Raw genomic sequence first — 25156 nt, 5'->3', positions numbered from 1 at the left:
ACCTTGGAGAACGGGTGTGGCGACACCTGGATAGCTGCCAGTTCCTGACGTATCTGCACGCGCGGCCTCCGCGAGTGTCGTGTCCGGAGCATGGCGTGAGGCAAGTGAGGATGCCGTGGGCGGAGGCTGGGAGTCGGTTTACGCATCTGTTTGAAGCGCTGGCCATCGACATATTGCTGGCAACGAATGTCAAGCGAGCCGCGGAGATCTTGCGCATTACGTGGGACTGCCTGGCACGTGATGGAAAGAGCTGTATTGAGGGGGCGGGCGGCGAAAGCCAACGAGATGCCCCGGCTGATGGGCGTGGATGAAAAGGCAATCGCCAAGGGACATCGCTATATGACGCTGGTGTGCGATCTGGAAGAAGCGACGGTGGAATACATCGGAGAAGAGCGCAAGCAGGCCAGCTTGGCCGCTTACTTCGAGGCCTTCCCGGTGGCGGATCGCGAGGCCATTGACGCAATCAGCCTGGACATGTGGCCGGCCTACATCAACGCCTGCCAGGCCAATGTGCCTGGCGCAGACGAGAAGATGGTCTTTGACCGCTTCCACATCATGCGCCATGTCATTGAGGCGGTGGACAAAGTCAGAAAGCAGGAGCACAAGGCGTTGCTGAAAGCCGGAGACGACACCCTTGCTCGCAGCAAATACCTGTGGCTGACCAACCCGGAGAACATGCTGGAGCCGTCCAGGGAACGCTTCAATGCACTGAGGACGATGGAGCTGAAAACAGCTCGAGCCTGGGCCTTGAAGGAGGCGCTGCGGGGGCTGTGGAATTACCGCACCACCGGCTGGGCCACACGCTTCTGGAGGCGCTGGTACTTCTGGGCGACCCATAGCCGGCTGGCGCCGATGATTGACGCCGCCCGGCTGATCGCCTGCCACTTGCCGAATGTGCTGACCTACTTCAAACATCGCATCACCAATGCCGTTGCCGAGGGGTTGAATTCCAAGATCGCCACTGTCCAGAAGCGAGCCTGCGGCTATCGCAATCCGGACCACTTTAAGATCGCCGTCTACTTCCACTGCGGTGGTCTCAACCTACATCCGGCTGCGCTGACCCACACGAAAGTCGGATGAACCGTTTTCCTGGGCGCGACAGTGGTAGCCTCGGCCGTGGGAGATGGTTTCGTTGATCAAGGGGGCATCGGACAAGTCAACTGTGCTATGGGGCGTAGCGCATGGCAGCTCAAGAAGCTCGCCTGAATTAAGGTGAGGGGCCATGAAGCGCCGGCAACCTTGTCAAATTGAATTCTACAGATTATTCTGTCAGCACTTATCGCCGCTTTAGCGGCATTGACATCGACATCGGCGCGGCGCGCCACGACAGGATGCGGTTCATGGGCTTGGGCGCTTTGGCACCGTAAGCGCTTCCCTTGGTCACCGTCTATCCATTTTTTGGGCCATCCGGGCGGGCTGTCTAAGTCCGTCCAGCTCTCATCCCCTGCCTGCAATGATCCCCGTAGCGTCGCTGCGGGTATCCCTCCCGTTTTCCTGTCTTCTACCTTCCTCCGCAACTTTCCTGAATCGTAGCCGAAGGGTTTTGCATGCCCTTGTACTCACGTCCACTCTTGCCTTTTCGCTGTGGCCGTTATTCGGAAGCGTTGATAAGGGGTTTCATGCCCTTCTCCCTAGTGATGCTCTCAGGACAGCCTGAGCATGGCCGGACTGTATCTGGCGAGTTCGTCTGCACTCTCAAAGCAGACATCCAACGAACGGAACCCAACCGTTGTCAGTTGGGGAAGGTGATGAAGGTGGACGTAGGGACAGCCTGTACCTAGTGCGATGGTCAGTTCGTGAAGCTGGACATCGATGACGATGGTACGAAGAAGGTTCGACTGGCCCGGGCGCGATGTGGCTGGAGCAATGCGGTTACTTGCCGCATCAGCCCCGGACATCGATGCTGTTGTAGCGCTCCACCTCACGTAGTCCCGGCATGTTGTCGCCAGAACGTCTGTGTGTGCCTGACGGGACGCACAGGCCCGCTGGTGGTGCCGTAGCTGTTCCCTGTATCCCGTACCGCTACCCGAGGGTTCCGGTGCCAGGGCTGGTTTAGCCAGCCGCCGTTAACACTGACCAAGTGAGGAATCTAGTGAAGCTGGATATTTTTGTGGACCTGATGCGTATGGTTGACCGCAATCGGGATGGCTCGTATGCGACCCAGGCGGCCCGCAGGGAAGTGCTCGCGCAGGTGGCTCATGACCTCAAGGACATGGGCTTCCGAATGCTTCCTGCTACCGGGTTGAAGCCAAAGCATGTTGCCGCGCTGGTCAATCGTTGGCAGGCCTCCGGCATTGCTCTGGGCACCATGAAGAACCGTATGTCACATGTACGGTGGTGGGCAGAGAAGGTCGGCAAGCGGAATTGTGTTCCGCGTACGAATGCCGAGCTGGGCATTGGCAGGCGCAGGTATGTGACCAACGTTTCTAAGGCACTGGTGCTGGCGTCGGGTGATATCGAGAAAATTACCGATGAACGTCTGCGCTGTTCTGTCGAGTTGCAGCAGGCCTTTGGGTTGCGCCGAGAGGAGTGCCTCAAGTTTCAGCCGAGGTATGCGCTGACAGGCCTTACGCCGGATGTAGTACGGGAGATACAGCTCAAGCCAACCTGGTGTAAGGGCGGCCGGGCACGTGCTGTGCCTGTCACGAATGAGCATCAGCGGGCTGTGCTTGCGCGTGCGGTAGCGCTCTGTGGAAGTGGCTCCATGATCCCGAAGAATCTCAAGTACGTCGACCAGCTCCACCGCTATGTCTGGGCTGTCGAGAGGGCTGGCATGTCGAAGTTACATGGCCTTCGGCATGAGTATGCCCAGCAGCGTTACCACCAGCTCACCGGCTGGCTTGCTCCTGCCGCGGGTGGTCCAGTGTCAGCACAGTTCACGCCGCAGCAGCGGGCCGTGGATCGTGCAGCACGGCTCCAAGTGTCTGCCGAGTTGGGCCACAATCGCGAGGAGATTACAGCCGTTTATCTAGGCCGCTAACGCGTTGTTGTGGCCTTGCTCGATGCTACTAGTGGGCCGTAACGTTTGATCTGGGAGTAATTCGACGAGCGGAATCGAAGTTCTTCCGCTTCACAGGTTTGGGCTGTTTGTTGTAGTGGCGGTAAATAGCGCATGAGCTTTCGTTTGAGATCGCTCACAGAGGTAAAGATGCCGCGGGCGATGACATCTCGCTCGATCTTGGCGAACCTCAGTTCCACCTGATTGATTCATGACGAATACGTTGGACTGAAATGCATATGCACGTTGGTGTGGTCGGCCAAGAATGCTTCAACCAGCTTGCTCCTGTGGGCGGAGAGGTTGTCGGCAATGACATGGATCTCTTTACCGCGAGGCTGCGGAACGTGTCAATGACTTTGCGTCACCTGGCTTCATGAATTTACTGTGCCGGACTGTGGTGTGTTTGGGGTAATGGCCTCCGATGGGGGCGGGTTGATCCAGACTGCTGTGGGCAGCCGCGGTGGTTCAGGGCGACGCCCTTTAAATCTGTTTGGGGACGCCCGGAATGCTGTGTCGAGTGCTGCCTGACGGGTGAGGTGCAACTCCTGGGCGAGCCCATAATGAACGCTGTGCGGCGTCATGAATCCGATGCCCGAGTGCCGATGCACGGTGTTGTACCAGGCGAAGAATGCCTGGCAGTGGGCGCGCGCATCCTCAATGCAGCCGAAGCGCGCGGGGAAGTCCGGGCGGTACTTCATCGTCTTGAACTGCGACTCCGAGAAGGGATTATCGTCAGATACGTGAGGCCGGCTGTGGCTTTTGGTGATGTCCAGGTCGACCAGCAACGCGGCCACCGGTTTAGAGCGCATGCTGGCACCGCGATCGGCATGAAGCGTGAGCACGCCGGGGGCGATATCGTGGCGTGCCACGCTGTCGGCGATGAGCTGTTCAGCGAGCTCCGCGCTCTCGCGCCCGGCGATCAACCAGCCCACGACATGGCGGCTGAAGATGTCCAGGATGACGTAGAGGTGGAAGCACGTCCACCTGGCTGGCCCTTTGAGTTTGGTGATGTCCCACGACCACACCTGGTTAGGCGCGCGCGCCAGCAACTCAGGCTTGACGTAGGCCGGATGGACAAGCTGGTTGCGTCGCTCGCGCGAGCCGCCATTGGCCGCGAGCAACCGGTACATGGTGCGCACCGAGCCCAGGTAGCGGCCCTCGTCGAGCAACGTGGCGTGTATCGCCGCCGGCGCGGTGTCGGCGAAGCGCTCGCTGTTAAGGGTGTCCAGCAGCACCTGGTTTTCCAGGGCATCCAGAGCCAACGGTGGCCGGGGCCGGGCAGTGGACCGTGGCAGTGGACCGATGAAGGCCATGCGACGCAGGTGGGCCCGCTGCCGGGCAGGCGTGCCGCGCGGCACGCCCAGGGCATGGCAGGCCGCGCTCGCGCCCAGGGCCGGAGTGAGCTCTTGCACAGCCGCCATTACGGCTTGTCGGTGTCGTCGTCGATCGGATTGCCCAGCAAGGCTGCAAGTTTTTTTGGACGTCGATCACCAGCAGCGCCTTGTCGAGTCGCCTCCTGAGATTATCGCGCTCGCGCGTGAGCTGCGCGATGTGCCGCGCCTCGGCCCGAGTCTCGTCGAATTTGGGTCCGCGCTTTTGTGGGGCAAGGGCAGCCAGTTCGGCAGCCTCGCGCTGGCGCCGCCACGTGCTCAAGGATGACGAGTACACGCCTTCATGGCGCATCAGCGCGCCGATCTCTCCGGGCTTGGTGCAGCGGTCAGCCGCCTCCAGTATGCGGCGCTTGTCGGCGTTGGAAAATTGCCTGCGCCGAGCGCGAGCAACGACCTCTGAATCGGTGCCGGACGCTGACGCCAGCGTCGCCGATCCGGGCGCCTCTTCAGTCGCCCTACGGGCTCCTTGCGTTGCGCCCGGATCGGACACATTCTTGACGGCGGCCATCGTTGCCTTGGATGAGTTGTTGACGGTCATACCTACCTCGTTGCTCACTAATCTATCAGGGATAGGTGACGCACGTCATATTGGCACGGGGGCTGATTGGCCACGATGTCAGTCAGAAACGCGACGAACTCTGCAGAGGTGTGCCGCGCAGCCGTCTTGCCAAGCACTTCACCCGTTCTCGTGTTGAATGCCGCATAGAGCGATAACGTGCCATGCCGGTAGTATTCGAAACCATGGCGCTCAGCCCGACCTAGCGAAAGTGGCAGCACGGGATCTTTGCGATTCAGCGTCTGAACACCGGTTATACAGCGATCGGTAGGATATTAGCTTTCTTCAGAACAAGGTGGCGCCGAAACTTGCATCGCGCCAAGACACGCAGATTTGGTGGGGAAAGATGGTCAGCTGCGAGAACTCGCGTATGAAACCCGCATGAACAGTGGGTTTGGTCAGGCCGTTGCGGCTTGGGAAGCTAAGGTAATGGCCATTATACGACGCCCGCTAAGGCTTGCTGGAGGCGGATTTTAGCATGGTTTCCGATGCCTTTCATGTTTCCGCGTCCGGCCGTTGATTGGCAAGTCGTTGAACAGGGCTTCCTCAGGCATTTGCCTTGGCGGCGCGGGGAAGCTTTGCTTGCACCCCGGCTAGACCGAGCAACAGCCCAATAATGCCGGCGTAGAAGACGATGTTCGCCTGATGCGCCATCGTCACTTGCGTTAGGCCGCTGATCAAACTTGCCATCACGACGCCAAGGCCAGCCCCACTGAGGCTGACGCCGAGCGCGTTGTCATTGCTGCGGCATGCGCGCAACGTCCGCAGAAACAGGACTGCAGGAATAAGGAATATACCCAGCAGCGCGAGCATGCCGGGTAGGCCGGTGGTTGCGGCAGCCTCCACCACGTCGTTGTGTGCGTGCTCCAGATTGCAGGCCGCGGACTTGGTGCTCTTGCAGAAGTCAGATGCATGCAGGATTCGGGCAAACTGCCCCACTCCTACGCCCATCCAAGGGTGCGTGGTGATCGACTTTGCCGCGATTCTCCATACCTCCAGACGCGCGCCGACGGATGTTTCCACATCCCCTTTCTCGAACTGCCCGACCTCGTTGCGCACCTGATCAATTTTCTGCGCTACAGGACCGCCCGGAATCAGATAGGCGCCAACGCCCAACGCTGCAAAAAGCGCTATTGCAGCAAAGAACCTTGCAGCGCTCAGTCCGCGGTACCGGACAAAGAGCAGCGGAAGCGCGGTGAGAAGCATGGCGAGCGTTGCCCCTCGTGTCCCGTTCAAGAACAGGATCATCGCTGCAAGCACAAGGTTCACCCAAGCCAACCCGTGCGCGCAACGACTGGTGCCCGGTCGAGCAAAGCCGACTAAACCAAGCGCGGCGACCATGTTGGCGAACGCAATGGCCTGTGTCCACGCGGACGGTCGTTCTTCGCCTAGCGTGTAGTGCTGAATGGCGACGATTGCGAGACTAGCTACCAGTGCGATGGTGATCCCACGCCAGATTGCAGTGGGATCCGGGACCGTGCGCATGAACACCACGCAGGCCAGTAGGGCAAGTAGAATTCTTGACGGGTTGTCGATGACGTTCCACGGTACGCCGAAGTACAGCTTTGATCCCAGGTAGACGACCATCAGGGCCAGAATGGCCAGGCTCAAGGGATTGAGCAGATCACGGTATGTCCCCTAGGTCTTGGCCATTCGGTGGCCGCCGCATAACGCTAGCACTGCCACCGCGGCCAGAAAGATCCCTGAACCACGTGGCACACAGAGAAGAAGAATTGGAAATGCCAGAACCAGGGCGCTGGCAAAGGTAGCCAGCTTCGTTGCTCGAAACGTCATAAACTCTGCTTGACTCTCAATAGCGGCGGAACCCCCGTCGCGACCGCGCGATTATAGTGGATGGGATCGCAGGTGGCCCCAGGGGGGCCGGGGGAGCTGCGAGCCACAGGTCGAACCGCCACGCCAAGCTTCAGGATGCAGGCCACCAAGTTCTGATAGACAGAACGCCCAGCGCCTAGTGGGCATCTACCGCGAATGGGGCCTGCATCGAGGATCGCGTCGGGAAATGGCTTGTCCACTGTCCGGCGCGGCTCCCGCGTGACCGAGCCGCGCTCTGCCGAAGCGTCCGGGAAAACTCGATAGCGCGCTTGCCCCCTATGGATCCAGCCGCAGCCAGCAGACCGCCGCTTCTTCCTGGCCTGGCGCGAGCCAGCGCAAGCCGGTGCCGTGGTGGATGGCGTTGGGCAGGCCGAGCCAGGGTTCCACGCAATAGAAGTCGGAGTCGGCGCGCTCCGACCAGGTGGTGACCGCGAACCACGGCGTGCTGCCCGGCGTATCCAGCTCGATCACCAGCTTGCGGCCATGCGGGGCGGTGGCATCGGGCGGCGTGGCCAGCGCGCTGATGCGCGGCGCTACAGCCTGTGCCTGCAGTACGTGAAATGTGTCTTGCAGGCGTGGGTCATCGAGCCGATAGGTCTCAGCGCCTTGGCCGTTCGACTCCAGCGAGCCGTCGGGGCGCTGGCGCATCCGTTGCGCGGCCGGCATGGCCAGCGTGGAAGCGGCGCGCGCCTGGTGGGCAAGCGGGAAGTAGAAATGATGGCCAGCGTAGTAAGGCAGCGCCTGCTCGCCGGCATTGCTCGTGCGCAACGTGGCTTCGAGGCCGTCGTCGAGCAGCCGGTAGGTGACCTCGAACAGGAACTCGAAGGGGTAGGCCGCGCGCGTTGCGTCCGAAGCTTGCAACGTCATGGTCAGGCTGCGTCCCGCCTCAAACTGCGTGACCGCGAAGGGCAGGTCGCGTGCGAAGCCGTGGACCGGCAACGCCCGCACGGTGCCGCTGGCGTCTTTCCATGCGCCGGGCACGCCGTCGACGAAGTGCCTGGCAATAAAGGGGAACAAGATTGGGTTGCCGCCTCGCACGCGGGCCAGCTGGGACCAGTCGGCGTTCTCCGGCCAGTAAAGGATGTCCTCGCCGCGATGCACCCAGCGCACCAGGCGGGCGCCAAACTCCGGGGCGAGCAGCAAGAAACTCGAATCGTCTCCGACCCGGATCAGTTCCTGGCCTTGGAAATGCATAGAATTGAGAGGCGGCATGCAAGTTACGGCGGGAGTGGACATCGCTGCATGATAGCCGTCAACGCGCCGTGCCGCGGCACCGGCCCGGTGCCCGCCAGCGCCCTCGACGAGTGCAGAAGCGTCGGGCGATCATCCGGCGTGCGCCTTGCGCAGCGATCGGCGCGCCACATTCGGATCGGTTCTCGCCGCTTCCGGCGCTGCCGTGGGCAGGCCGGGCGCTGGCGTGAATGTTGCGTCGCAGCGCAGAGCGTTTCCCCAGCGAAAGGAGCTTGTCATGGCCGAGTCCCTCAGCAAGTCCACCGCGTCCGCCGGCGATGCTGCCACGGACGCCTCTCCCACGAAGTTCTCCCACGTGCGCCCGCAAGACACCGCCTTCGTCGACCAGGGTTTGCGCGATTTCTTCCTGTATCGCGACCTGGGCATCGCCGAGGCCACCGGCGGCAAGTTGCTGGTGCAACTGGTCAAGGCCAACCAGCCGCCCGAGCAAGGCACAGGCTGGCACCGGCACGAGGCGCAGTTCCATGTGGTGCTGATGCTCAAGGGCTGGGCGCGCTTTATGTACGAGGACAAGGAGACGCTGGTGGCGACCGGCGATTGTGTGCACCAGCGCCCCGGCATCACGCATTTCCTGTTCGACTACTCGCCGGATATGGAGTACCTGGAGATCGTGGGGCCAGCGGATTTTGGCACCGTCGAAGTCGAGGGCCCGTGCGCGGTGCCGGCGGTGACGCCGTGGCCGGCGGACCACGACGCCGCTTAATCCGCGCCGCGCGGCCTTGTGCGTTCGGCCTTACGTGCTCAACATTACGCGTTCATATGGACGGCGTTGCGCACTAGCGGATAAACCTGCGAATCCCAGCGCTTGCCATTGAACACGCCGTAATGCCCCACGCCGGTTTGCACGTGGTGCATGCGCATATAGGGCCGCAGGCTGCCGCACAGTTCCTGCGCGGCCATGGTCTGCCCGATGGCGCAGATATCGTCGCGCTCGCCCTCCACCGTGAGGAGTGCCGTGCGGTGGATCGCGTGCGGGTTCACGCGGCGCCTGCCGACGTCGAGCAGGCCCTGTGCCAGCAGGAATTCCTGGAACACCATGCTCACAGTCTCCAGATAGAACTCAGCGGTCAGGTCCATGGTGGCGAAGTACTCTTCGTAAAACACCTGGATGGCATCCGCGCGATCATGCTGGCCGTTGGCACGCAGATCATAGAGGTCGCGGAAGGCCTGCTGGTGGCGCTCGCTGTTCATGCTCATGAAGGCAATCAGCTGCATGAAGCCGGGATACACGCGACGCATCGCGCCGGCAAAGCGAAACGGCACGTAGCTGGTGAGCGAGCGCTCGAACCATTCGATCGGCTGGCTGGTGGCGAGCTCATTGACCTTGGTCGGGTTGATGCGCGCGTCGATGGGGCCGGCCATCAGGATTAGGCTCGGCGGCTGTGCCGGATCGCTATCCTCGGCCATCAACGCCACGGCGGCGAGCGCGGCCACGGTGGGCTGGCATACCGCCATCAGGTGCGTGCCGCCGCCAAGCGCGCGCAGGAAATCCATCAGGTGGTAGACGTACTCGTCAAAGCCGAAGCGGCCATGCGCCAGCGAGATGTCGCGCGGGTTGTGCCAGTCGGTGATATAGACATCGTGATCGCGCAGCATGGTCTGCACGGTGCCACGCAGCAGCGTGGCAAAGTGGCCCGACATCGGCGCCACCAGCAGCACGCGCGGCTGGCCCGAGACGCCGTGCTTGCGAAAGTGCAGCAGTGAGCAGAACGGCGTGCTCGCGGTCACTTCCTCCGTGACCTGTACCGGTGTGCCGTTCACCATCACGCTGTCGATGGCGAAGGGCGGGCGATGATGCGTCAACCGGCTCAGCGCCAGCACGTCGCAGGCCGCGCGCGTGGCGCGCATCGGCTCGCAGCCTGCCAGGCGCGGGTTGGCGGCAAGGGTGCTCGACACCATGTCGGCCACGCAGCAGGCGGGCTGCATGAGATCCGCATAAGTCTGGTACACCTGATACAGCATGGCTCGCCCCTTTTATGCGTTGACCTCATCAGCCGCAATATGCGTGCCACGGCCGCTCCAGTTGGCATGAGGCTTGCGGGCCTGCCCGTATAGCGGAACGGGGTGACCTGTTCTGGTTCGTATGCGGCGCAAGCGGCGCGCGCGAACGACGCACGCGGATCTTCGCCAGTACATCTGCCTCATGCTGGTGCCGCGCGGCGCACCGTGCCAGTGCTGCCTTGGCCGCAGCACGTCCGGACCATGAAATGGCGTACCCGATGCACATCGGTTTCAGGCTCGGCGCATGCCTTTGCATCCCGTCAAGGTAAGCGAAAGCAGGACTAATGTTCCCGCCATGATGTAGTACAAATTCATAGTAGAAGCAGCTAGCATAAAGCACACAACGCATAGCGCGACACTGCAGCGAGAGGCACGGGCGCACCGTCTGCTGGCACACAGAAGACGGGGTTCGCCCGCCATGCAACGGCTTTTCCAGGTGGCAAGGAGGCGGGATGGCAAGGACGACACTCACCATCAGCAGTAAGACGTATTCATCGTGGTCGCTGCGCGGCTGGCTGCTGGTGCGCTTCGCGGGGCTGGAATTCGAGGAGGTGCTGGTGCCCCCCGACGACGCCGCGGCGCGCGCGGAAATCCTGCTGCTGTCGCCTTCGATCCTCGTTCCACGCCTGCTGCATCAGGGCGTGACAGTGTGGGACACGCTGGCCATCGCCGAGTATCTCAACGAGGTCCGCCCCAAGGCCGGACTGCTGCCGGATGATCGCGCCGCGCGCGCGCATTGCCGCGCCATCTGCGGCGAGATGCACTCGGGCTTCGCCGCCATGCGCGCGGCATTGCCAATGAACCTGAAGGGGCATTTTCCTGGCTTCAAGGTGTGGTCGCGCGCGCAAGCCGACATCGACCGTATCACGCAGATCTGGACCGAGTGCCTGACGCAATACGGCGGCCCCTACCTGTTTGGTGCGACGCGCACCATGGCCGATGCGATGTACGCGCCGGTGGTGACGCGCTTCGTGACCTACGGCGTCATGCTGGATCCGGCGCCGGTGGAGTACTGCAAGCAGATACTCGCCATGCCGGAGTTGCAGGAATGGATTGCCGCGGCGAAGAAGGAGCCCGACGAAATCAGCGAACTCGAAGTGGAGTTCTGACCTTCTTGCCAGGAGATGGAAGAGGGCGCACCGCGGCGTTTTGCGCCGCGGTGCGCCCTTGTTCGTTTCACACCGCCGCGGATTCGCTGGCGCGCGCCGCGATAAAGCGCTCGGCGTAGGCGAAGTACCAGTCCAGCGTTCCCGGGTTGGCCATGGCGTCGCGGTTGGCGATCTTGTCGGGCGGGTGGCCCAGCAGCAGCTTCTTGATGGGCACTTCCATCTTCTTGCCCGACAGCGTGCGCGGCACGCCGGGCACCTGCAGGATCTCGTTGGGCACATGGCGTGAGGACAGCGCGCTGCGGATGCGCGCGCGCATGGTGTCGCGCAATGCATCGTCCAGGACCATGCCCTCGCGCAGCACCACGAACAGCGGCATGTACGAATCGCGCCCCAGGTATTCAAGGTCCACCACCATGCTGTCGAGCACTTCCGGCAGGTCCTCCACCACGCGGTACAGCTCGCTGGTGCCCATGCGGATGCCGTGGCGGTTGATGGTTGCGTCCGAGCGGCCGTAGATGATGGCGCCACCGTGCGCGGTGATCTTGATCCAGTCGCCGTGGCGCCACACGCCGGGATAGGTGTCGAAGTAGCTGTCACGGTAACGCTGCCCGTCCGTGTCGCCCCAGAGGAACAGCGGCATCGACGGCATGGGCGCCGTGCAGACCAGCTCGCCCACTTCGCCCACCAGCGCGTTGCCCGCTTCGTCGAAGGCTTCGACTTTCGCACCCAGGCAGCGGCACTGCATCTCGCCCGAGTAGACCGGCAGGATCGGGCAGCCTGCCACGAACGAGCCGGCGAAGTCGGTGCCGCCGCTCATCGGCGCAAGCCAGATGTCCGCGCCCACGTGGCGGTAGATCCAGTCATAGGCTTCGGCCGGCAGCGGCGAGCCGGTCGAGCCGAGCGCGTGCAGCCGGGAAAGGTCGGCCAGGCGGGCGGGTTCGATGCCTGCCTTCACGCAACTGGTGAAGAACGCCGCGCCGGCACCGAAGGCGGTGACGCCGGCGTCGTCCACGAAACGCCACAGCACGCCGGCATCGGGCCAGGCGGGGTTGCCGTCGTAGAGCGCGATGGTGGCGCCCAGCAACAGTCCCGCCACCTGGGCGTTCCACATGATCCAGCCGCTGCTGCTGTACCAGTGGAAGACATCGTCCGGCCCGAGGTTGTTGTGGAACGCCATCAGCTTGAGCTGCTCGATGACGATGCCGCCGTGGCCGTGCACGATGGGCTTGGGCATGCCGGTGGTGCCGGAGGAGTAGACGATCCACAGGGGGTGGTCGAACGGCACCGGCTCGATCGCCAGCGGCACCCGATGCGCCAGCACGTCTTGCCACGCGTGGCGGCGCAGGCCGGGCGGAAGCGGGATCGTGCCGGCATCGGCATTTCCAGCCGGCACCAGCACCAGGTCCGTCAGCGAGGGCAGGGCGGCGGCGAGGTCGGCCAGCACCGGTGCGCGGTCGTAAGCCTTGCCGCCATAGTGGTAGCCGTCGACCGCGATCAGCACCTTGGGCTCGATCTGGCGGAAACGGTCTATCACCGCGACCTGGCCCATGTCCGGTGCGCAGCCCGACCAGATCGCGCACAGGCTGGCGGTGGCGAGGAAGGCGACGACAGTGGCGGGAATATTCGGCAGGTAGCCCGCCACGCGATCGCCGCGGCTCACGCCCATTTCGCGCAGGGCGTGCGCCAGCGAAGCGACCTGCTGTTCGAGCGCGTCCCAGCTGAGGTCCGTGACCTCAACGGATTCGCCGGCGTAGCGGATGGCCGCACGCTGCCGCGCCGCGCCGCTGCCGGCATGGCGGAAAACCTGCTGCACATAGTTCAGGCTCGCGCCCTCGAACCAGCGCGCGCCGGGCATGGAGGCATTGCCGAGCACGCGCGCGGGCGGTGTGTCGAAGCGCACGTCGAAGTAGGCGCGGATGGCGTCCCAGAAGGCCTCCAGGTCCGTCACCGACCACTGCCATAGCGCGGCATAGTCTGCGAAGGCGAGGCCGCGCTCGCTTTCCAGCCAGCGCATAAAGTGCGCGATGCGGCTGCCGTCGCGAAACGCCGGCGACGGCGTCCACATCAATTTTCCTTCTTCAAGGGTGGTCATGTCTGCTATGTAAAACGTGCGCAAATGTGTGCGCCGTTTCCTTCCCGCCCCGAGGCTCCTTGCTGGCCGACCTCGTCTCTGACGGACGTAACTTTCCCGCCTGCGATTGGCGACATGCCTCTCGCAGTGCGATTCGTTGCCGAATCACTCGCCACGGGTAGCGCAGTTTCGGTTGCGAGCCGTTCAAGGTTGATCGCTGCGTTGTGATCGCGGTCATGACTAATGCCGCAGGCCGGGCACACGACGCGACGCTCACTAAGCGCAAGCCTGTCGAGTTTATGGCCACAGCAGGACATCAGCTTACTCGACGGAAACCAGCGTTCGGCAAACACAAGGTGCGTGCCGTATCTCTTCGCCTTGTATTCCATTTGCCGGCGAAACTCACTCAACCCCATGTCCGATAGTGAGCGTGCAAGACGCTCATTCTTGAGCATACCGCCGACGTTGAGATCCTCCAGGCCAATCGCTTGGTTTTCGCGGCATAGCCTAGTGGTTGTCTTGTGCAGGAAATCCTGCCTGATATTAGCGATGCGGGCGTGCAGGCGCGCCAGCCGTGCAGCACTGTCGATCTGTCCGGAAGACCGCGCCGGCCGTGGTTTGGCGTTCGGACGTAGCGGCCCAATGAAACCTCGGCTGAATGCCGCGCGCCCTGGCTTCGCCATCTCAACCTTCCGGGAAAGGCGTCGAGACCGAATCCGCAGGCGCCGTAGGGCTGCTTTCAACGGCTTTGGGCCCTCGAACGCTTCCCCCGTCGAAAGTGTGACGGCCGATTTGATCCCAAGGTCCACGCCAACCACGCCATTGCCGGTGCGCGGGACGAACGCCACTTCATCCGCCACCTCTACCTGGACCGAGATGAACCAACGATCAGCGCGTCGGCTCACGGCGGCGCCGATTACTCGCCCGGGGAACCGCAGCGACTCCCGCATGGCAACCCGCCCAATCAATGGCAGCACAACCGACTGTCCGTCAAACCTTACCTTATCGTTGGCGACGTAGAATCCGTCCTTGCATTGACCTTTCTTCTTGAACCTGGGGGCATGCGCTTTTATCCCCGACTTAATGTCAGAGAAGAACTTCGACCAGGCCTTTGATAGATTAGCAAATGGTTGGGCGTGCGCGTCACGATGGATGTCGGTCATCCACGGGTACCGCTGATACTTGATGGCGTTAAAGGATTTCTTCAGCGCCATTGCGCTCGGCTTACCGCCGGCTGCGCGTTGGCGGTTCCATTCTGCCAACGCCCAGTTCCATACGAAACGCGCGCACCCAGCCGCCCTCACGAAGTAATCGACTTCGCGCTGGCTGGTCACAAGTTCGATCGTATGGGCTAGCAGCATTGGCAGCGGCCTTTGTGTTCCCTTTGTGTTCCGTATGGCGGCTTAAGAGCGCACGCTGGGCGTGCACGATTATGCACCTATCGGCACGTTCACGCTACCTAGAGACCATCTCCTCCCCGGGTCAGTCTGCGCGGACGTGCGGATGGGTTGCGATGCGATGCTGTGCGATACCTGGCGATACGAGTTGGGGCCGAGCAACGCCATGCATCGCCGCCCCGGCGAACGTGATCTTACATGCCGCCCGCCTTCACGCCTTGGCCCGGGCCTCGAACAGGGAGTCCCACATGCCATCGACGCGTGCCTTGACGGCGGCATCCATCTGGATCGGGCGACCCCATTCGCGGGTGGTTTCGCCAGGCCATTTGTCGGTCGCGTCGATGCCCATCTTCGAGCCCAGCCCGGATACCGGCGAGGCGAAGTCGAGGTAGTCGATCGGCGTGTTCTCCACCAGCACGGTATCGCGCGCGGGGTCGACGCGGGTGGTGATGGCCCAGATCACTTCCTTCCAGTCGCGCACGTCGACATCGTCGTCCACCACCACGATGAACTTCGTATACATGAACTGGCGCAGGAAGCTCCAGACGCCGAACATCACGCGCTTGGCGTGGCCGGCGTACTGCTTCTTCATGCGCACCACGGCCATGCGGTAGCTGCAGCCCTCCGGCGGCAGGTAGAAGTCGGTGATCTCGGGGAACTGCTTTTGCAGCAGCGGCACGAAGACTTCGTTGAGCGCCACGCCAAGCACGGCCGGCTCATCGGGCGGCTTGCCGGTGTAGGTGGAGTGGTAGATCGGGTCGCGCCGCATGGTGATGCGGTCGATGGTGAAGACGGGGAACCAGTCCTGCTCGTTGTAATAGCCAGTGTGGTCGCCATACGGGCCTTCCAGCGCGTGCTGGTAGCCCGTGGGGTGATCCGGGTCGGGCTGGATATGGCCCTCCAGCACGAATTCGGCCGAGGCCGGCACGCTCAGCTCGGACAGCGTCGGCGTGATACAGCCCGCCAGCGCCGTGCGGCTGCCGCGCAGCAGGCCGGCAAACTGGTATTCCGACAAGGTGTCCGGCACCGGCGTGACGGCGCCAAGGATGGTGGCGGGGTCCGCGCCCAGCGCGACCGCAATCGGGAACGGCTTGCCGGGGTTGGCCAGCGCGTGCTCGCGGAAATCCAGCGCGCCGCCGCGATGCGCCAGCCAGCGCATGATCACCTGGTTGCGGCTGATGACCTGCTGGCGGTAGATGCCCAGGTTCTGGCGCTTCTTGTGCGGGCCTTTGGTGATCACCAGGCCCCAGGTGATCAGCGGCGCAGCGTCTTCCGGCCAGCAGGTCTGGATCGGCAGGCGCGCCAGGTCCACGTCGTTGCCTTCCCAGACCACCTCCTGGCAGGCCGGGCTGCTGACGCGCTTGGGCGCCATGTCCCACACCGACTTGGCCAAGGTGAACAGCTTGCCCGCTTCGCGCAGGCCGCGGGGCGGCTCGGGTTCCTTGAGCGCCGACAAGACGCGGCCGATGTCGCGCAGGTCGGCCAGGCTTTCCACGCCCATGCCGAGGGCCACTCTTCGTGTCGTGCCGAACAGATTGGCCAGTACGGGCACGCTATAAGTCTGACCAGGCCGATGCGGATCGCTCGGGTTTTCGAACACGACGGCCGGTCCGCCGGCTCGCAACAGCCTGTCGCAGATTTCGGTCATTTCGAGGTTGGGCGACACCGGCGCACCGATCCGTTTCAGCTCGCCAAGGCCTTCCAGTTGGCCCAGGAAATCGCGCAAGTCGTTGTATTTCATGATTTATTCGATTGAGGCGCAGGCACGTTAGCGCACCTGTCCATGCAAGTGGTGTGAAGCAATATTCACATGAAAGTGATGGGACACAAAAAAATCGTCCCAATTTGCATCTCCAAATTGTAAATTTTTTGACTCTGCCTTGGTCGGTAGGGATGGCCTCTATGCTTTGCCAGTACTGAGATTTACCCAATCGAGGGGGCATGAAAGTGCGTCAAAGACCCTTGTTACATATAACCAAAAGCTTTGTTTTATCTAAACGTTATTCTTGACGATGTATAAAAGGGTTCCTACAATCCGGTTCTGCTCGTTGGAGTGTTGCGGTGCAGCACATTTTCTTCTGCCCTGTCAAGGGGATTAGTGGGGAAATATCCATATCTGATCATATGAACGGATGCGTCTGAGCAGGACGGATTCGATCGATCGCCCCGGCCGTGGCCGGGTGCTTTGAGTAGTTCGCGGCAGGGCAGGCTCCCCCAAGAGCCTACCCTGTTTCTCGTTGGGCGCATGGGGAGCGCCCACCAACAGGTGCTGGACGTCTTTGCTAGGCGGCGCGGCATCCTTACTTGAATACGCGGTCAACGGGCGTGCGGCGCAGCAGCGCGGCACGAAGCGGGCAGCGGATGGAGGTAAGTATGAGTGGTTGGAAAACCCTTCATCTTCCCGGAGTCGGGCGGGCATTGCAGGTCCGTTTCAGACACCCGGTACCCGGAGTGAGTCGGGCATTGCAGGTCCGCCTTGCGCATCCGGTCGCTGGCCGCGCTTTACGGAGCGGTCGCGCAACATTGAAATATGCCCTGAACAGTCTCGGGGTCATGTCTGTAGTCGCTGCGGTATCGCTGTCTGTCAGCCAGGAATGGCGTACGGCCCTGGCCGGTGCGCTGGCCGGCGAGGAAGCGCCCGCGGTGTTGATGGAAGCCGCAGTGCCCGCGTCCACGGCCGATGTGGCCGCGGCCAAGCTGGGCCTGACGATGGCGCAGTCCACGCAGTCCAAGCCCGCAGGCTTGCCGACCGTGTCCGGCACGGACGACTGGGGCCAGCAGCCCGCCGGCAAGGTACCCTCCGTTGCCCACCTGGCCGCGCAGATCCCGGCACAGCGCGTGGCGCTTGACGCGCGCAATCCGGCCACGCTGGGCAGCGCGCGCGAGCAGGCTGTGGTGGCTGAGTACATCGCTCGCAAGTATCGCGTGGCGGCGCAGGCTACCGCGCAACTGGTGAAGGCCGCGTACCTGACGGGGCGCGAGGTCGGTATCGATCCGTTGCTGATCCTGGGCGTGATCGCGATCGAGTCCAGCTTCAATCCGTACGCGGAGAGCGGCGTGGGTGCCCAGGGCCTGATGCAGGTGATGACCAAGGTCCACCAGGACAAGTACGAGGCCGTGGGCGGCGTAGCAGCCGCGCTGAACCCGTACGCCAACATCAAGATCGGCGCGCTGGTGCTCAAGGACTGCATCGCCCGCGCCGGTTCGCTGGAAGGCGGCCTGAAGTATTACGTGGGTGCGGCGACCACCAACACCGATGGCGGCTATGGCGCCAAGGTGCTGGCAGAGCGCGCCCGCCTGCGCCAGCTGCCGGGCGTGCGCAGCGTCGCGGCTGAGCCGGTGTCGGCCAAGCCGGAAGTGACGGCGGATGCCAAGGCTCAGGCCGAGCATCATCACGGCACGGCCGGCGATAAACTGGAAGCGGCAGGCAACGTTCCGAAAAGCGCCTGATCCAGGGATCTTCACATCTCGGGCAGCGCAGAAAAAAGCACCCTTCCGGGTGCTTTTTTCGTTGCAGCGACGGCTCTGGCTGGCGTTCAGGCGAAGAACTTGCCCAGGCGGGCCATGGCCTCCTCGATGTTCTCCATCGAGGTCGCGTAGGAAATCCGGATGTAGTCGCTCGCCGTGAAGGGGCCAAAGTCCTGGCCCGGCACCAGCACCACACCGGCATCGTGCAGCATGGCCTGCGTCAGGCTGTCGGCATCGCCCGCGGCCGGGTGGTTGACGCCACGGCAGTCCGCATAGACGTAGAAGGCGCCATCCGGCTTGACCGGCACCCGCAGGCCGAGCGACTCCAGCGCCGGCACGACGGCATCGCGGCGGCGGTGGAACTCCGCCTTGCGCGCATCGTAGATCGCCAGCGCCTCGGGGGAGAAGCAGGCCAGCGCAGCGTGCTGGGCAACGGCCGAGGCGCAGATGAAGAGGTTCTGCGCCACTTTCTCGAAGGCGCCCACCAGTTCGTCCGGCACCACCAGCCAGCCCAGGCGCCAGCCGGTCATATTGAAGTACTTGGAGAAGCTGTTGACGGTGATCACGTCGTCGTCCAGGCTCAGCGCCGATACCGGCGGCGCGTCGTACGACAGGCCCTGGTAGATCTCGTCGACGATGGCAAAGCCCTGGCGGGCCCGCACGGCCTTCAGGATGCGCGCCAGCTCGTCCGGCAGGATCGATGTGCCGGTGGGGTTGGAAGGCGACGCCAGCAGCACGCCACGGGTCTGTTCGCCCCAGTGGGTCTCCACCTGCTCGGCCGTGAGCTGGAAGCGCTGGGCCGGGCCGCTCGGGATCATCTTCGCGCGGCCGTCGAAAGCGGCGACGAAATGCCGGTTGCAGGGGTAGCTGGGGTCGGGCATCAGCACTTCCGCGCCGATCTCCACCAGCACGGCGCAGGCCAGCAGCAGCGCGGCCGAGGCACCGGCGGTGACCACCACGCGGCGCGCCGGGATGTCGATCCCGTACATGGTCTTGTAATAGCCGGCGATGGCCTCGCGCAACGGTGCGATGCCCAGCGCGCTGGTGTACTGGGTCACGCCGCGGCGCATGGCGGCCTCGGCGGCCCGCACCACGGGCTCGGCGGCGGTGAAGTCGGGCTCGCCGATCCCCATGTGGATGATGTGGCGCCCGGCGCGCTCGAGTTCGGCGGCCTGCTTGGCCAGCTCCATCACGTGGAAGGCGTCGATATTGGCAAGGCGGGAGGCGGTGGCGAGGCGCTGCAGGTCCATGGTGGGAATAAGCTTGGTGGGCTGGGTTGAATGAATTTGGACGGAGTTGGGGGCAGTACAAGTAAAAACACCCGCCGGAGCGGGTGTCGGTACGGCAAGCATGGCACCGTGAACGGCGCCGGTTGCCGCCGTTCAGCGTCGGGCGGCCAGTTCCGGCGCGCGCACCTTGGCGGCCAGCTTGTCCAGCACGCCGTTGACGTACTTGTAGCCTTCCACGCCGCCGAAGGTCTTGGTCAGTTCCACGGCTTCGTTGATGACAACCTTGTACGGGATGTCCACGCAGTGGATCAACTCGTAGCTGCCGATCAGCAGGGCCGCACGCTCGACCGGCGACAGCTCGCTCACGGGGCGGTCCAGGAACGGCTCGAAGGCGCCCGTTAGCCGGGTTTCTTCGCGGATGGCGCCATTGAGCAGTGCATCGAAGTGCTCGCGGTCAGCCTTGTTGAAGCCTTGGGCGTCGTGCAGGTGGGCCTGGATCGCATCGGTATCGTTGCGGTTCAGCAGCCACTGGTAGAGGCCCTGCAGGGCGAGCTCGCGCGAGCGGCGGCGCGCGCTCTTGGGCGCTGCCTTGGGCTCGGTCTTGGCGACGGGCTTGGTGCCGGCGTCGTCCGCCGGCTTGCCGGCGGGGTTGCTGCTTTCGGGCGTGTCACTCATCGTCGTCCTCGTCTTCATCCGCTTCCTGGCTGCGCAGCGAATCCAGCGCGGAGACCAGGTTGGCCATTTCCACCGCGGCGCGAGCGCAGTCGCGGCCCTTCTCGCGGGTGCGGGCATGGGCCTGGGCGTCGGTGTCGACGGTCAGGATGCCGTTGGCGATGGGCACATTGAAGTCCAGGCCGACGCGGCTGATGCCGGCGCCCGATTCATTCGAGACCAGCTCGAAGTGATAGGTCTCGCCGCGCACGACCGCGCCCAGCGCGACCAGCGCATCGAACTGGCCGCTTTCAGCCATCTTTTGCAACGCCAGCGGCACTTCGAGCGCGCCCGGCACGGTCACCACCAGGGTGTCCTCGCCTTCGATGCCCAGCTTTTCCAGCTCGGCGACGCAGGCTTCAAGCAGCTCGGCGCAAACCGGCTCGTTGAAGCGCGCTTGCACGATGCCGATGCGCAGGCCTTCACCTTCGAGGTTGCTGGGGTAGAAACCGTGATCCATCTTTATTCTCCTGGGTTCGGGTGGCGGCCAGCGACAGGTTCGCGGCTGCCGTGTATCCGGTAGTTCAGTTAGCCTGGCCGCCGCTCATGGGCTGGTAGCCAGTCACTTCAAGGTCATAGCCGGTCATGCTCGGCATTTTCAGCGGAGATGCCAGCACGCGCATCTTGCCCACGCCGAGATCCTTGAGGATCTGGGCGCCGGTGCCGTAGGTGCGCAGGTCCGGCTTCACGCGCGGGCGGTTTTGCGGCGCGTCGAGCGCCGAGAACTGCGTGAACAGCTGTTCGGCCGTGTCGCCGCAGTTCAGCAACACCATCACGCCATGCTCGGACTGCGCAATGGCCTCGAGCGCGGCGGGCACGCTCCAGGAGTGCGTGGTACGCGACACTTCCAGCAGGTCCAGCGTGGAAAGCGGCTCATGCACGCGCACCAGCGTTTCACGATCGGCCTGGGGGTTGCCCTTGACCAGCGCCAGGTGGGCGCGGCCGCTCGGCTTGTCGCGATAGATGATGCTGTGGAACGTGCCATACGGCGTTTGCATGGTGCGCTCGCCGGCGCGCTCGATGATGCTCTCGGTGCGGCTGCGGTAGTGGATCAGGTCGGCAATGGTGCCGATCTTGATGTGATGCTCTTGCGCGAACTCGATCAGGTCCGGCAGGCGCGCCATGGTGCCATCGTCCTTCATGATCTCGCAGATCACGGCGGCCGGCGTCAGGCCAGCCAGGGCGCCCAGGTCGCAACCGGCTTCGGTATGGCCCGCGCGAATCAGCACGCCGCCGGGTTGGGCCGTCAACGGGAAGATGTGGCCGGGCTGGACCAGGTCGGCTGCACGGGCATCCTTGGCCACCGCGGCTTGCACGGTGCGGGCCCGGTCGGCCGCCGAGATGCCGGTCGTGACGCCCTCCGCCGCTTCGATTGACACCGTGAAGTTGGTGCCGTGCACCGTGCCATTGCGGCTGACCATGGGCTGCAGCTCGAGCTGGCGGCAGCGTTCGGCGGTCAGTGTCAGGCAGATGAGGCCACGGCCGTACTTGGCCATGAAGTTGATCGCCTCCGGTGTGACGAAATCGGCGGCCAGGACCAGGTCGCCCTCGTTCTCGCGGTCTTCCTCGTCAACCAGGATGACCATGCGGCCGGCACGGATTTCGGCAATGATTTCTTCTGTACGGGCGATTGTCATGGCTTGCAGGCTGGGAAGCTGGCTGAAGTTTGGGCTGGAATTCTGGCTGAATTTCGGGCGGGATGGCTTGCTGGCCGGCTGCCGGTGCAATCTGGCCGATACCCGCTTTGACGCACTTTTGCGCGCTTTTGCGGTATACCGGCTGGCTGCGGCAGCGGTCTGGCCCAATATTGTACGTCAACCGGGCGCCGCAGGGCGCGCGGCGCCTGCCGGGCCAATGCCGAAGGCCCTCCGTGTGACGGTGGGCGGCGGCAAGTCAGGTGGCCTTGCCAGGCGGCGGGGTGCTGAAAGGACGCGTGTCAGGCGGGTTTCGGGGCGCTCAACATGCGCTCCACGTACCGCGCGATCAGGTCGATCTCCAGGTTCACGCGCGCGCCGGGCTTCAGATCCTGCAGCGTGGTGACTTCGATGGTGTGGGGGATCAGGTTGATCGAGAACGTGCAGCCGTCTTCGTCGTCGATGACCTTGTTGACCGTCAGCGACACGCCGTTGACCACCACCGACCCCTTGTAGGCCAGGTAGCGTCCCAGCTCGCGCGGGCGCGCACGCGCAGTTCATGGGACTCGCCCACCGGCGCGAAGTGCGTGACTTCGCCAAGCCCGTCGACATGGCCCGAGACCAGGTGGCCGCCGAGGCGGTCGACCAGGGTCAGCGCCTTCTCCAGGTTGACCCGGCCGGGTTTGTCCAGGCCAGCGGTCTTGTCGAGCGATTCGCGGGAGACATCGACGTCGAAGGCGTCGCCGTCCAGCGCGATGACCGTCATGCAGGCACCCTGGATGGCGATGCTGTCGCCAAGGATGACATCGGACAGGTCCAGCCCGCTGGCACGGATGCGCAGGCGCACACCGGCATCGGCTGCGGCTTCGCTGGCGCCCAGCGGGGAAACGGTTTCGATGCGGCCGACGGCCGCGACAATGCCAGTGAACATGATCGATGCGTGATGCGATGGGAAAACACGCATGCTAGCAGGTGTGGAGCCGATTCGTTTTTACCGGCAGGTGATCAGACGTGATCGGCGCGGCGCGCGATCAGGCGCAGGTCTTCGCCGATCATGCGCACGTCGTGCCAGCGGAAGGCCGCGGCGTCCTGCAGCCGCGCCAGGGGCGGCAACTGGAACATGCCTTGCGCGTCGCCCAGCAGCTTGGGCGCCAGGTAGATCAGCAGCTCGTCGGCGCAATGCTCGCGGATCAGCGATCCGTTGAGCTTGAAGCCGGCTTCCACGTGCAGCTCGTTGACGCCGCGCCGGCCGAGCTCTTCCAGCATGTGGCGCAATTCCACCTTGCCGTGCGGATTGGGCAGCACCACCACTTCCGCGCCGCGGGCTTCCAGGGCGCGCCGGCGCGCCGTATCGTCAAAGGCGCAGAACACCAGCACCGGCTTGGCAAAGTCCCCGGTGTCCGGCGTCAGCAGGCGCGCGTCCAGGGGAATCTCCAGCCGGGAATCCACCACCACGCGCTGTGGCTGGCGCGGCGTGTCAACGGCACGCACATTGAGCTGCGGGTTGTCGTCTCGCACGGTGCCGATGCCGGTCAGGATGGCGCTGGCGCGCGCACGCCAGGCGTGGCCGTCGTCGCGCGCCGCCTGGCCGGTAATCCACTGGCTGCTGCCGTCGTGCAGCGCGGTGCCGCCGTCGAGCGAGGCAGCCACCTTGACACGCACCCAGGGCAGGCCGCGCGTCATCCGATTGACAAAGCCGATGTTGAGCTCGCGTGCTTCTTTTTCGAGCAAGCCGCAGCGCACGTCCACGCCGGCTTCGCGCAGCCGCTGCAAGCCACGGCCGGAAACCGTCGGGTTCGGGTCTTCCATGGCCGCCACCACGCGCGCGATGCCGGCGCGCACCAGCGCGTCCGCGCAGGGCGGCGTCCGGCCAAAATGGCTGCAGGGCTCGAGCGTGACAAAGGCCGTGGCACCCTTGGGATCGTTCCCGCGCGCCGCGGCATCCTTGAGCGCCTGGATCTCGGCGTGATCCTGCCCGGCGGGTTGGGTGAAGCCCTGGCCGATGATCTTGCCGTCCTTGGACAAAACGCAGCCAACGCGCGGGTTGGGCGTGGTGGTGTACATGCCACGCTCGGCGAGCGCGAGAGCCTGTGCCATGGCTGCGTGGTCGGTATCGGAGAACATGAGGCCTGGTGCTTCCTGCCGCGCGGGCGGTGAGTTGATGCGTTGGATACGGTTTCAGTCTTCTGGTGTCAGGGCGGCGCGGACTGTGCAAGGTCGCCGCAATCGGCATCCTGCCCCGGCGTGCACAGACGGACGCGGCCGTGAGCACCGAGCCTTAGCTGCCGCTGTTCGCCCTGGCAGGAAACGGTGAAGGTGGCAGCGAGGAACCCGCCTTGCTCTGAGCGAGAGTATCCCACAGCTGTCATGCGCAGCGTATTGCTGCCTTGCGTGGTGGAGCGCAGGGCAATGCGCAGGCAGGCGTTGCGCAGTTCGACGACCGCAAGCAAGCCGGCATTGTCCTGGCCAGGCTCGCCCCCTGGCGCCAGTGCCAGCCGCCAGCCATGATCCAGCGACGAGGCACCCGGCAAGGGCGTCAGTATCACGTCGGATCGCCGGGCCACGGCGGCGGAGCGTGCCACCGCCAGCGAGCCGGCCAGGCGGTCTGCCGCCAGCATCACCTGCTGGCGCGCTTGCAAGCGCTGCCAGGACGGGAAAGCCAGCGCTGCCAGGATGGCCAGCACGGCCACGCAGGTCAGCAGCTCGGCAAGCGTTGCGCCGCGACGCGAATGCCGGCGCCAGTGCGGGTGCCAGATCCGACGCATGGCCGCCTCAGCACGCCTGGGGCAGCGGCACCGGCTCCGCGGCAAAGGCGGGCTGCGCGAGCCACTCGCCGGTACTGCGCAGTATCAGCGTGCCGCATGACGCATCCGGCGTCAGCGGCACGGCACGCAGCTCCACGCAATGCGCCAGCCCGCTGCCCGGGCAGGCGCTGGCGTTGATCCAATGACGCGGGCGCGCCGCTTGGGCGGGCACCGGCTGCGGCCACTTGCCGGCCCACCGTGGCGCCGCCCGGCTGGGCGGCGAAGCTCATGGTGGCGAGCGCGTGGCGCTCCAGGTCCAGCATCACGCCGATCAGTGCGCTGCGCGCCTCGGCGCGCCAGCCGCGTGCCATGTGCTGGTGCCAGGCAGGCATCACCATCGCCATGAGGATCGCGGAGACAGTCAGCGTGATCAGCAACTCGAGCAGGGTGAAGCCGCCCGGGCGAGGGCAGGGTGTCATGAACGTGTCTCCGGGGCGCGTCCGCCATTGCGGACGGAAGGACGTGGCTTGTCGCAGCGGATCGATCGGGAATATCGGGGCCTCATGGCGGGCCGGCGCGGATCAGCTCGCGCCAGCTCAGGCGGCCGGTGCGGCGGCTCGCGATGGTGCGGTTGAGTGGCACGGCGCTTCCTTCCTCCAGTGACCAGAGCGTGAGCGCAACGGCCTCGCGCGAGGTGGTCCCTGGTTGCGCGGATCGCTCCGGCGGCAGTGCCGTGCGTTGGAGAACCACTGCCGCCCTGGCG

At 64.2% G+C, this 25156-nt stretch carries 20 protein-coding genes and 4 pseudogenes; 6 read left to right on the top strand and 18 right to left on the bottom strand.

The window, feature by feature from the left end; all coding sequences use genetic code 11:
- Nucleotides 1–8: 8 nt before the first annotated feature.
- From OMK73_RS39335 to OMK73_RS22680, 3 genes and pseudogenes are all read left to right on the top strand, one after another.
- Nucleotides 9–215: pseudogene (locus OMK73_RS39335) on the top strand (transposase family protein); the annotation flags it as partial.
- Nucleotides 187–1080 (top strand): ISL3 family transposase, encoded by an 894-nt coding sequence (locus tag OMK73_RS22685; protein ID WP_267604023.1) that lies wholly within the window; start codon nt 187–189, stop codon nt 1078–1080. The pseudogene OMK73_RS39335 and the gene OMK73_RS22685, both read left to right, overlap by 29 nt.
- Before the next feature lie 1039 nt (nt 1081–2119).
- Entirely contained in the window at nt 2120–2980 is an 861-nt protein-coding gene (locus OMK73_RS22680; RefSeq protein WP_420715670.1) for a phage integrase N-terminal domain-containing protein, read from the top strand.
- A gap of 28 nt (nt 2981–3008) precedes the next feature.
- On the opposite strand, the pseudogene OMK73_RS22675 reads toward OMK73_RS22680, so the two are convergent.
- From OMK73_RS22675 to OMK73_RS22650, 5 genes and pseudogenes are all read right to left on the bottom strand, one after another.
- A pseudogene (locus OMK73_RS22675) lies at nt 3009–3336 on the bottom strand (transposase); the annotation flags it as partial.
- Nucleotides 3337–3369: 33 nt separating this feature from the next.
- Nucleotides 3370–4813 (bottom strand): IS3 family transposase gene (locus tag OMK73_RS22670; protein WP_420715669.1). Its coding sequence is split into 2 segments (ribosomal slippage): nt 3370–4477 and nt 4476–4813, totalling 1446 coding nucleotides; the frame shifts between segments, so codons are not numbered across the junction.
- A gap of 173 nt (nt 4814–4986) precedes the next feature.
- Nucleotides 4987–5199 (bottom strand): annotated as a pseudogene (locus OMK73_RS22660) (IS630 family transposase); the annotation flags it as partial.
- Nucleotides 5200–5491: 292 nt separating this feature from the next.
- Entirely contained in the window at nt 5492–6556 is a 1065-nt protein-coding gene (locus OMK73_RS22655) for an O-antigen ligase family protein (protein ID WP_267604021.1), read from the bottom strand.
- 498 nt (nt 6557–7054) lie between these two features.
- Nucleotides 7055–7990 (bottom strand): aldose epimerase, encoded by a 936-nt coding sequence (locus OMK73_RS22650; protein WP_420715559.1) that lies wholly within the window; start codon nt 7988–7990, stop codon nt 7055–7057.
- Nucleotides 7991–8246: 256 nt separating this feature from the next.
- Here OMK73_RS22650 and OMK73_RS22645 point away from each other — a divergent pair, with 256 nt between their 5' ends.
- Nucleotides 8247–8732, top strand: a complete 486-nt coding sequence (locus OMK73_RS22645; protein ID WP_267604019.1) for a cupin domain-containing protein — start codon at nt 8247–8249, stop codon at nt 8730–8732.
- Nucleotides 8733–8776: 44 nt separating this feature from the next.
- On the opposite strand, the gene OMK73_RS22640 is transcribed toward OMK73_RS22645, so the two are convergent.
- Entirely contained in the window at nt 8777–9991 is a 1215-nt protein-coding gene (locus OMK73_RS22640; RefSeq protein WP_267604018.1) for a polyhydroxyalkanoate depolymerase, read from the bottom strand.
- A gap of 491 nt (nt 9992–10482) precedes the next feature.
- Between OMK73_RS22640 and OMK73_RS22635 the strand changes: the two genes are divergently transcribed.
- Nucleotides 10483–11139, top strand: a complete 657-nt coding sequence (locus OMK73_RS22635; RefSeq protein WP_267604017.1) for a glutathione S-transferase family protein — start codon at nt 10483–10485, stop codon at nt 11137–11139.
- 67 nt (nt 11140–11206) lie between these two features.
- Here the strand turns inward: OMK73_RS22635 and OMK73_RS22630 are convergent, their stop codons facing one another.
- The 3 genes from OMK73_RS22630 to ubiD all read right to left on the bottom strand — a co-directional run bounded on the left by OMK73_RS22630 (nt 11207) and on the right by ubiD (nt 16348).
- Entirely contained in the window at nt 11207–13231 is a 2025-nt protein-coding gene (locus tag OMK73_RS22630) for an acetoacetate--CoA ligase (RefSeq protein WP_267604016.1), read from the bottom strand.
- A 5-nt stretch (nt 13232–13236) separates the two neighbouring features.
- Nucleotides 13237–14571: an RNA-guided endonuclease InsQ/TnpB family protein gene (locus OMK73_RS22625; protein ID WP_267604015.1), complete on the bottom strand. Its 1335-nt coding sequence runs from the start codon at nt 14569–14571 to the stop codon at nt 13237–13239.
- Nucleotides 14572–14818: 247 nt separating this feature from the next.
- Nucleotides 14819–16348 carry a 4-hydroxy-3-polyprenylbenzoate decarboxylase gene (ubiD, locus tag OMK73_RS22620; RefSeq protein ID WP_267604014.1) on the bottom strand — a complete coding sequence of 510 codons (1530 nt, stop codon included), beginning with the start codon at nt 16346–16348 and terminating at the stop codon, nt 14819–14821.
- Nucleotides 16349–16980: 632 nt separating this feature from the next.
- Here ubiD and OMK73_RS22615 point away from each other — a divergent pair.
- A complete protein-coding gene (locus tag OMK73_RS22615) occupies nt 16981–18057 on the top strand; it encodes a lytic transglycosylase domain-containing protein (RefSeq protein ID WP_267604013.1) in 1077 nt (358 codons plus the stop codon).
- A gap of 86 nt (nt 18058–18143) precedes the next feature.
- Here the strand turns inward: OMK73_RS22615 and OMK73_RS22610 are convergent, their stop codons facing one another.
- The 9 genes and pseudogenes from OMK73_RS22610 to OMK73_RS22570 all read right to left on the bottom strand — a co-directional run bounded on the left by OMK73_RS22610 (nt 18144) and on the right by OMK73_RS22570 (nt 25143).
- On the bottom strand, nt 18144–19325 hold the full coding sequence (locus OMK73_RS22610) for a pyridoxal phosphate-dependent aminotransferase (RefSeq protein WP_267604012.1): 1182 nt from the start codon (nt 19323–19325) through the stop codon (nt 18144–18146).
- A gap of 132 nt (nt 19326–19457) precedes the next feature.
- Nucleotides 19458–19979: a transcription antitermination factor NusB gene (nusB, locus tag OMK73_RS22605; RefSeq protein ID WP_267604011.1), complete on the bottom strand. Its 522-nt coding sequence runs from the start codon at nt 19977–19979 to the stop codon at nt 19458–19460.
- Entirely contained in the window at nt 19972–20475 is a 504-nt protein-coding gene (gene ribH / locus OMK73_RS22600; RefSeq protein WP_267604010.1) for a 6,7-dimethyl-8-ribityllumazine synthase, read from the bottom strand. Before ribH ends, nusB begins: the two co-directional genes overlap by 8 nt.
- Nucleotides 20476–20539: 64 nt before the next feature.
- Nucleotides 20540–21652: a bifunctional 3,4-dihydroxy-2-butanone-4-phosphate synthase/GTP cyclohydrolase II gene (gene ribBA, locus OMK73_RS22595; RefSeq protein ID WP_267604009.1), complete on the bottom strand. Its 1113-nt coding sequence runs from the start codon at nt 21650–21652 to the stop codon at nt 20540–20542.
- Nucleotides 21653–21951: 299 nt separating this feature from the next.
- Nucleotides 21952–22580, bottom strand: a pseudogene (locus tag OMK73_RS22590) (riboflavin synthase).
- Nucleotides 22581–22654: 74 nt separating this feature from the next.
- Nucleotides 22655–23773, bottom strand: coding sequence for a bifunctional diaminohydroxyphosphoribosylaminopyrimidine deaminase/5-amino-6-(5-phosphoribosylamino)uracil reductase RibD (gene ribD / locus OMK73_RS22585; RefSeq protein ID WP_267604008.1), 1119 nt, complete (start codon nt 23771–23773; stop codon nt 22655–22657).
- A 68-nt stretch (nt 23774–23841) separates the two neighbouring features.
- Entirely contained in the window at nt 23842–24414 is a 573-nt protein-coding gene (locus OMK73_RS22580; RefSeq protein WP_267604007.1) for a GspH/FimT family pseudopilin, read from the bottom strand.
- Nucleotides 24345–24872, bottom strand: coding sequence for a prepilin-type N-terminal cleavage/methylation domain-containing protein (locus OMK73_RS22575; RefSeq protein ID WP_324291759.1), 528 nt, complete (start codon nt 24870–24872; stop codon nt 24345–24347). Before OMK73_RS22575 ends, OMK73_RS22580 begins: the two co-directional genes overlap by 70 nt.
- 82 nt (nt 24873–24954) lie before the next feature.
- Complete coding sequence (locus tag OMK73_RS22570; protein ID WP_267604006.1) at nt 24955–25143, bottom strand: hypothetical protein; 189 nt, start codon at nt 25141–25143, stop codon at nt 24955–24957.
- Between the last annotated feature and the right edge of the window lie 13 nt (nt 25144–25156).

The organism is Cupriavidus sp. D39, assembly GCF_026627925.1.
GTDB classification, from domain to species: domain Bacteria; phylum Pseudomonadota; class Gammaproteobacteria; order Burkholderiales; family Burkholderiaceae; genus Cupriavidus; species Cupriavidus ulmosensis.
The sequence above is the reverse complement of the archived record's forward strand: the minus strand, read 5'-3'. Positions and strand labels throughout refer to the sequence as shown.

Coding starts and splice junctions, on each gene's coding strand:
- OMK73_RS22685 (WP_267604023.1), top strand. CDS start 187: ATGTCAAGCGAGCCGCGGAGATCTTGCGCATTACGTGGGACTGCCTGG.
- OMK73_RS22680 (WP_420715670.1), top strand. CDS start 2,120: ATGCGTATGGTTGACCGCAATCGGGATGGCTCGTATGCGACCCAGGCG.
- OMK73_RS22650 (WP_420715559.1), bottom strand. CDS start 7,990: ATGCCGCCTCTCAATTCTATGCATTTCCAAGGCCAGGAACTGATCCGG.
- OMK73_RS22645 (WP_267604019.1), top strand. CDS start 8,247: ATGGCCGAGTCCCTCAGCAAGTCCACCGCGTCCGCCGGCGATGCTGCC.
- OMK73_RS22640 (WP_267604018.1), bottom strand. CDS start 9,991: ATGCTGTATCAGGTGTACCAGACTTATGCGGATCTCATGCAGCCCGCC.
- OMK73_RS22635 (WP_267604017.1), top strand. CDS start 10,483: ATGGCAAGGACGACACTCACCATCAGCAGTAAGACGTATTCATCGTGG.
- OMK73_RS22630 (WP_267604016.1), bottom strand. CDS start 13,231: ATGACCACCCTTGAAGAAGGAAAATTGATGTGGACGCCGTCGCCGGCG.
- OMK73_RS22625 (WP_267604015.1), bottom strand. CDS start 14,571: ATGCTGCTAGCCCATACGATCGAACTTGTGACCAGCCAGCGCGAAGTC.
- ubiD (WP_267604014.1), bottom strand. CDS start 16,348: ATGAAATACAACGACTTGCGCGATTTCCTGGGCCAACTGGAAGGCCTT.
- OMK73_RS22615 (WP_267604013.1), top strand. CDS start 16,981: ATGAGTGGTTGGAAAACCCTTCATCTTCCCGGAGTCGGGCGGGCATTG.
- OMK73_RS22610 (WP_267604012.1), bottom strand. CDS start 19,325: ATGGACCTGCAGCGCCTCGCCACCGCCTCCCGCCTTGCCAATATCGAC.
- nusB (WP_267604011.1), bottom strand. CDS start 19,979: ATGAGTGACACGCCCGAAAGCAGCAACCCCGCCGGCAAGCCGGCGGAC.
- ribH (WP_267604010.1), bottom strand. CDS start 20,475: ATGGATCACGGTTTCTACCCCAGCAACCTCGAAGGTGAAGGCCTGCGC.
- ribBA (WP_267604009.1), bottom strand. CDS start 21,652: ATGACAATCGCCCGTACAGAAGAAATCATTGCCGAAATCCGTGCCGGC.
- ribD (WP_267604008.1), bottom strand. CDS start 23,773: ATGTTCTCCGATACCGACCACGCAGCCATGGCACAGGCTCTCGCGCTC.
- OMK73_RS22580 (WP_267604007.1), bottom strand. CDS start 24,414: ATGCGTCGGATCTGGCACCCGCACTGGCGCCGGCATTCGCGTCGCGGC.
- OMK73_RS22575 (WP_324291759.1), bottom strand. CDS start 24,872: ATGACACCCTGCCCTCGCCCGGGCGGCTTCACCCTGCTCGAGTTGCTG.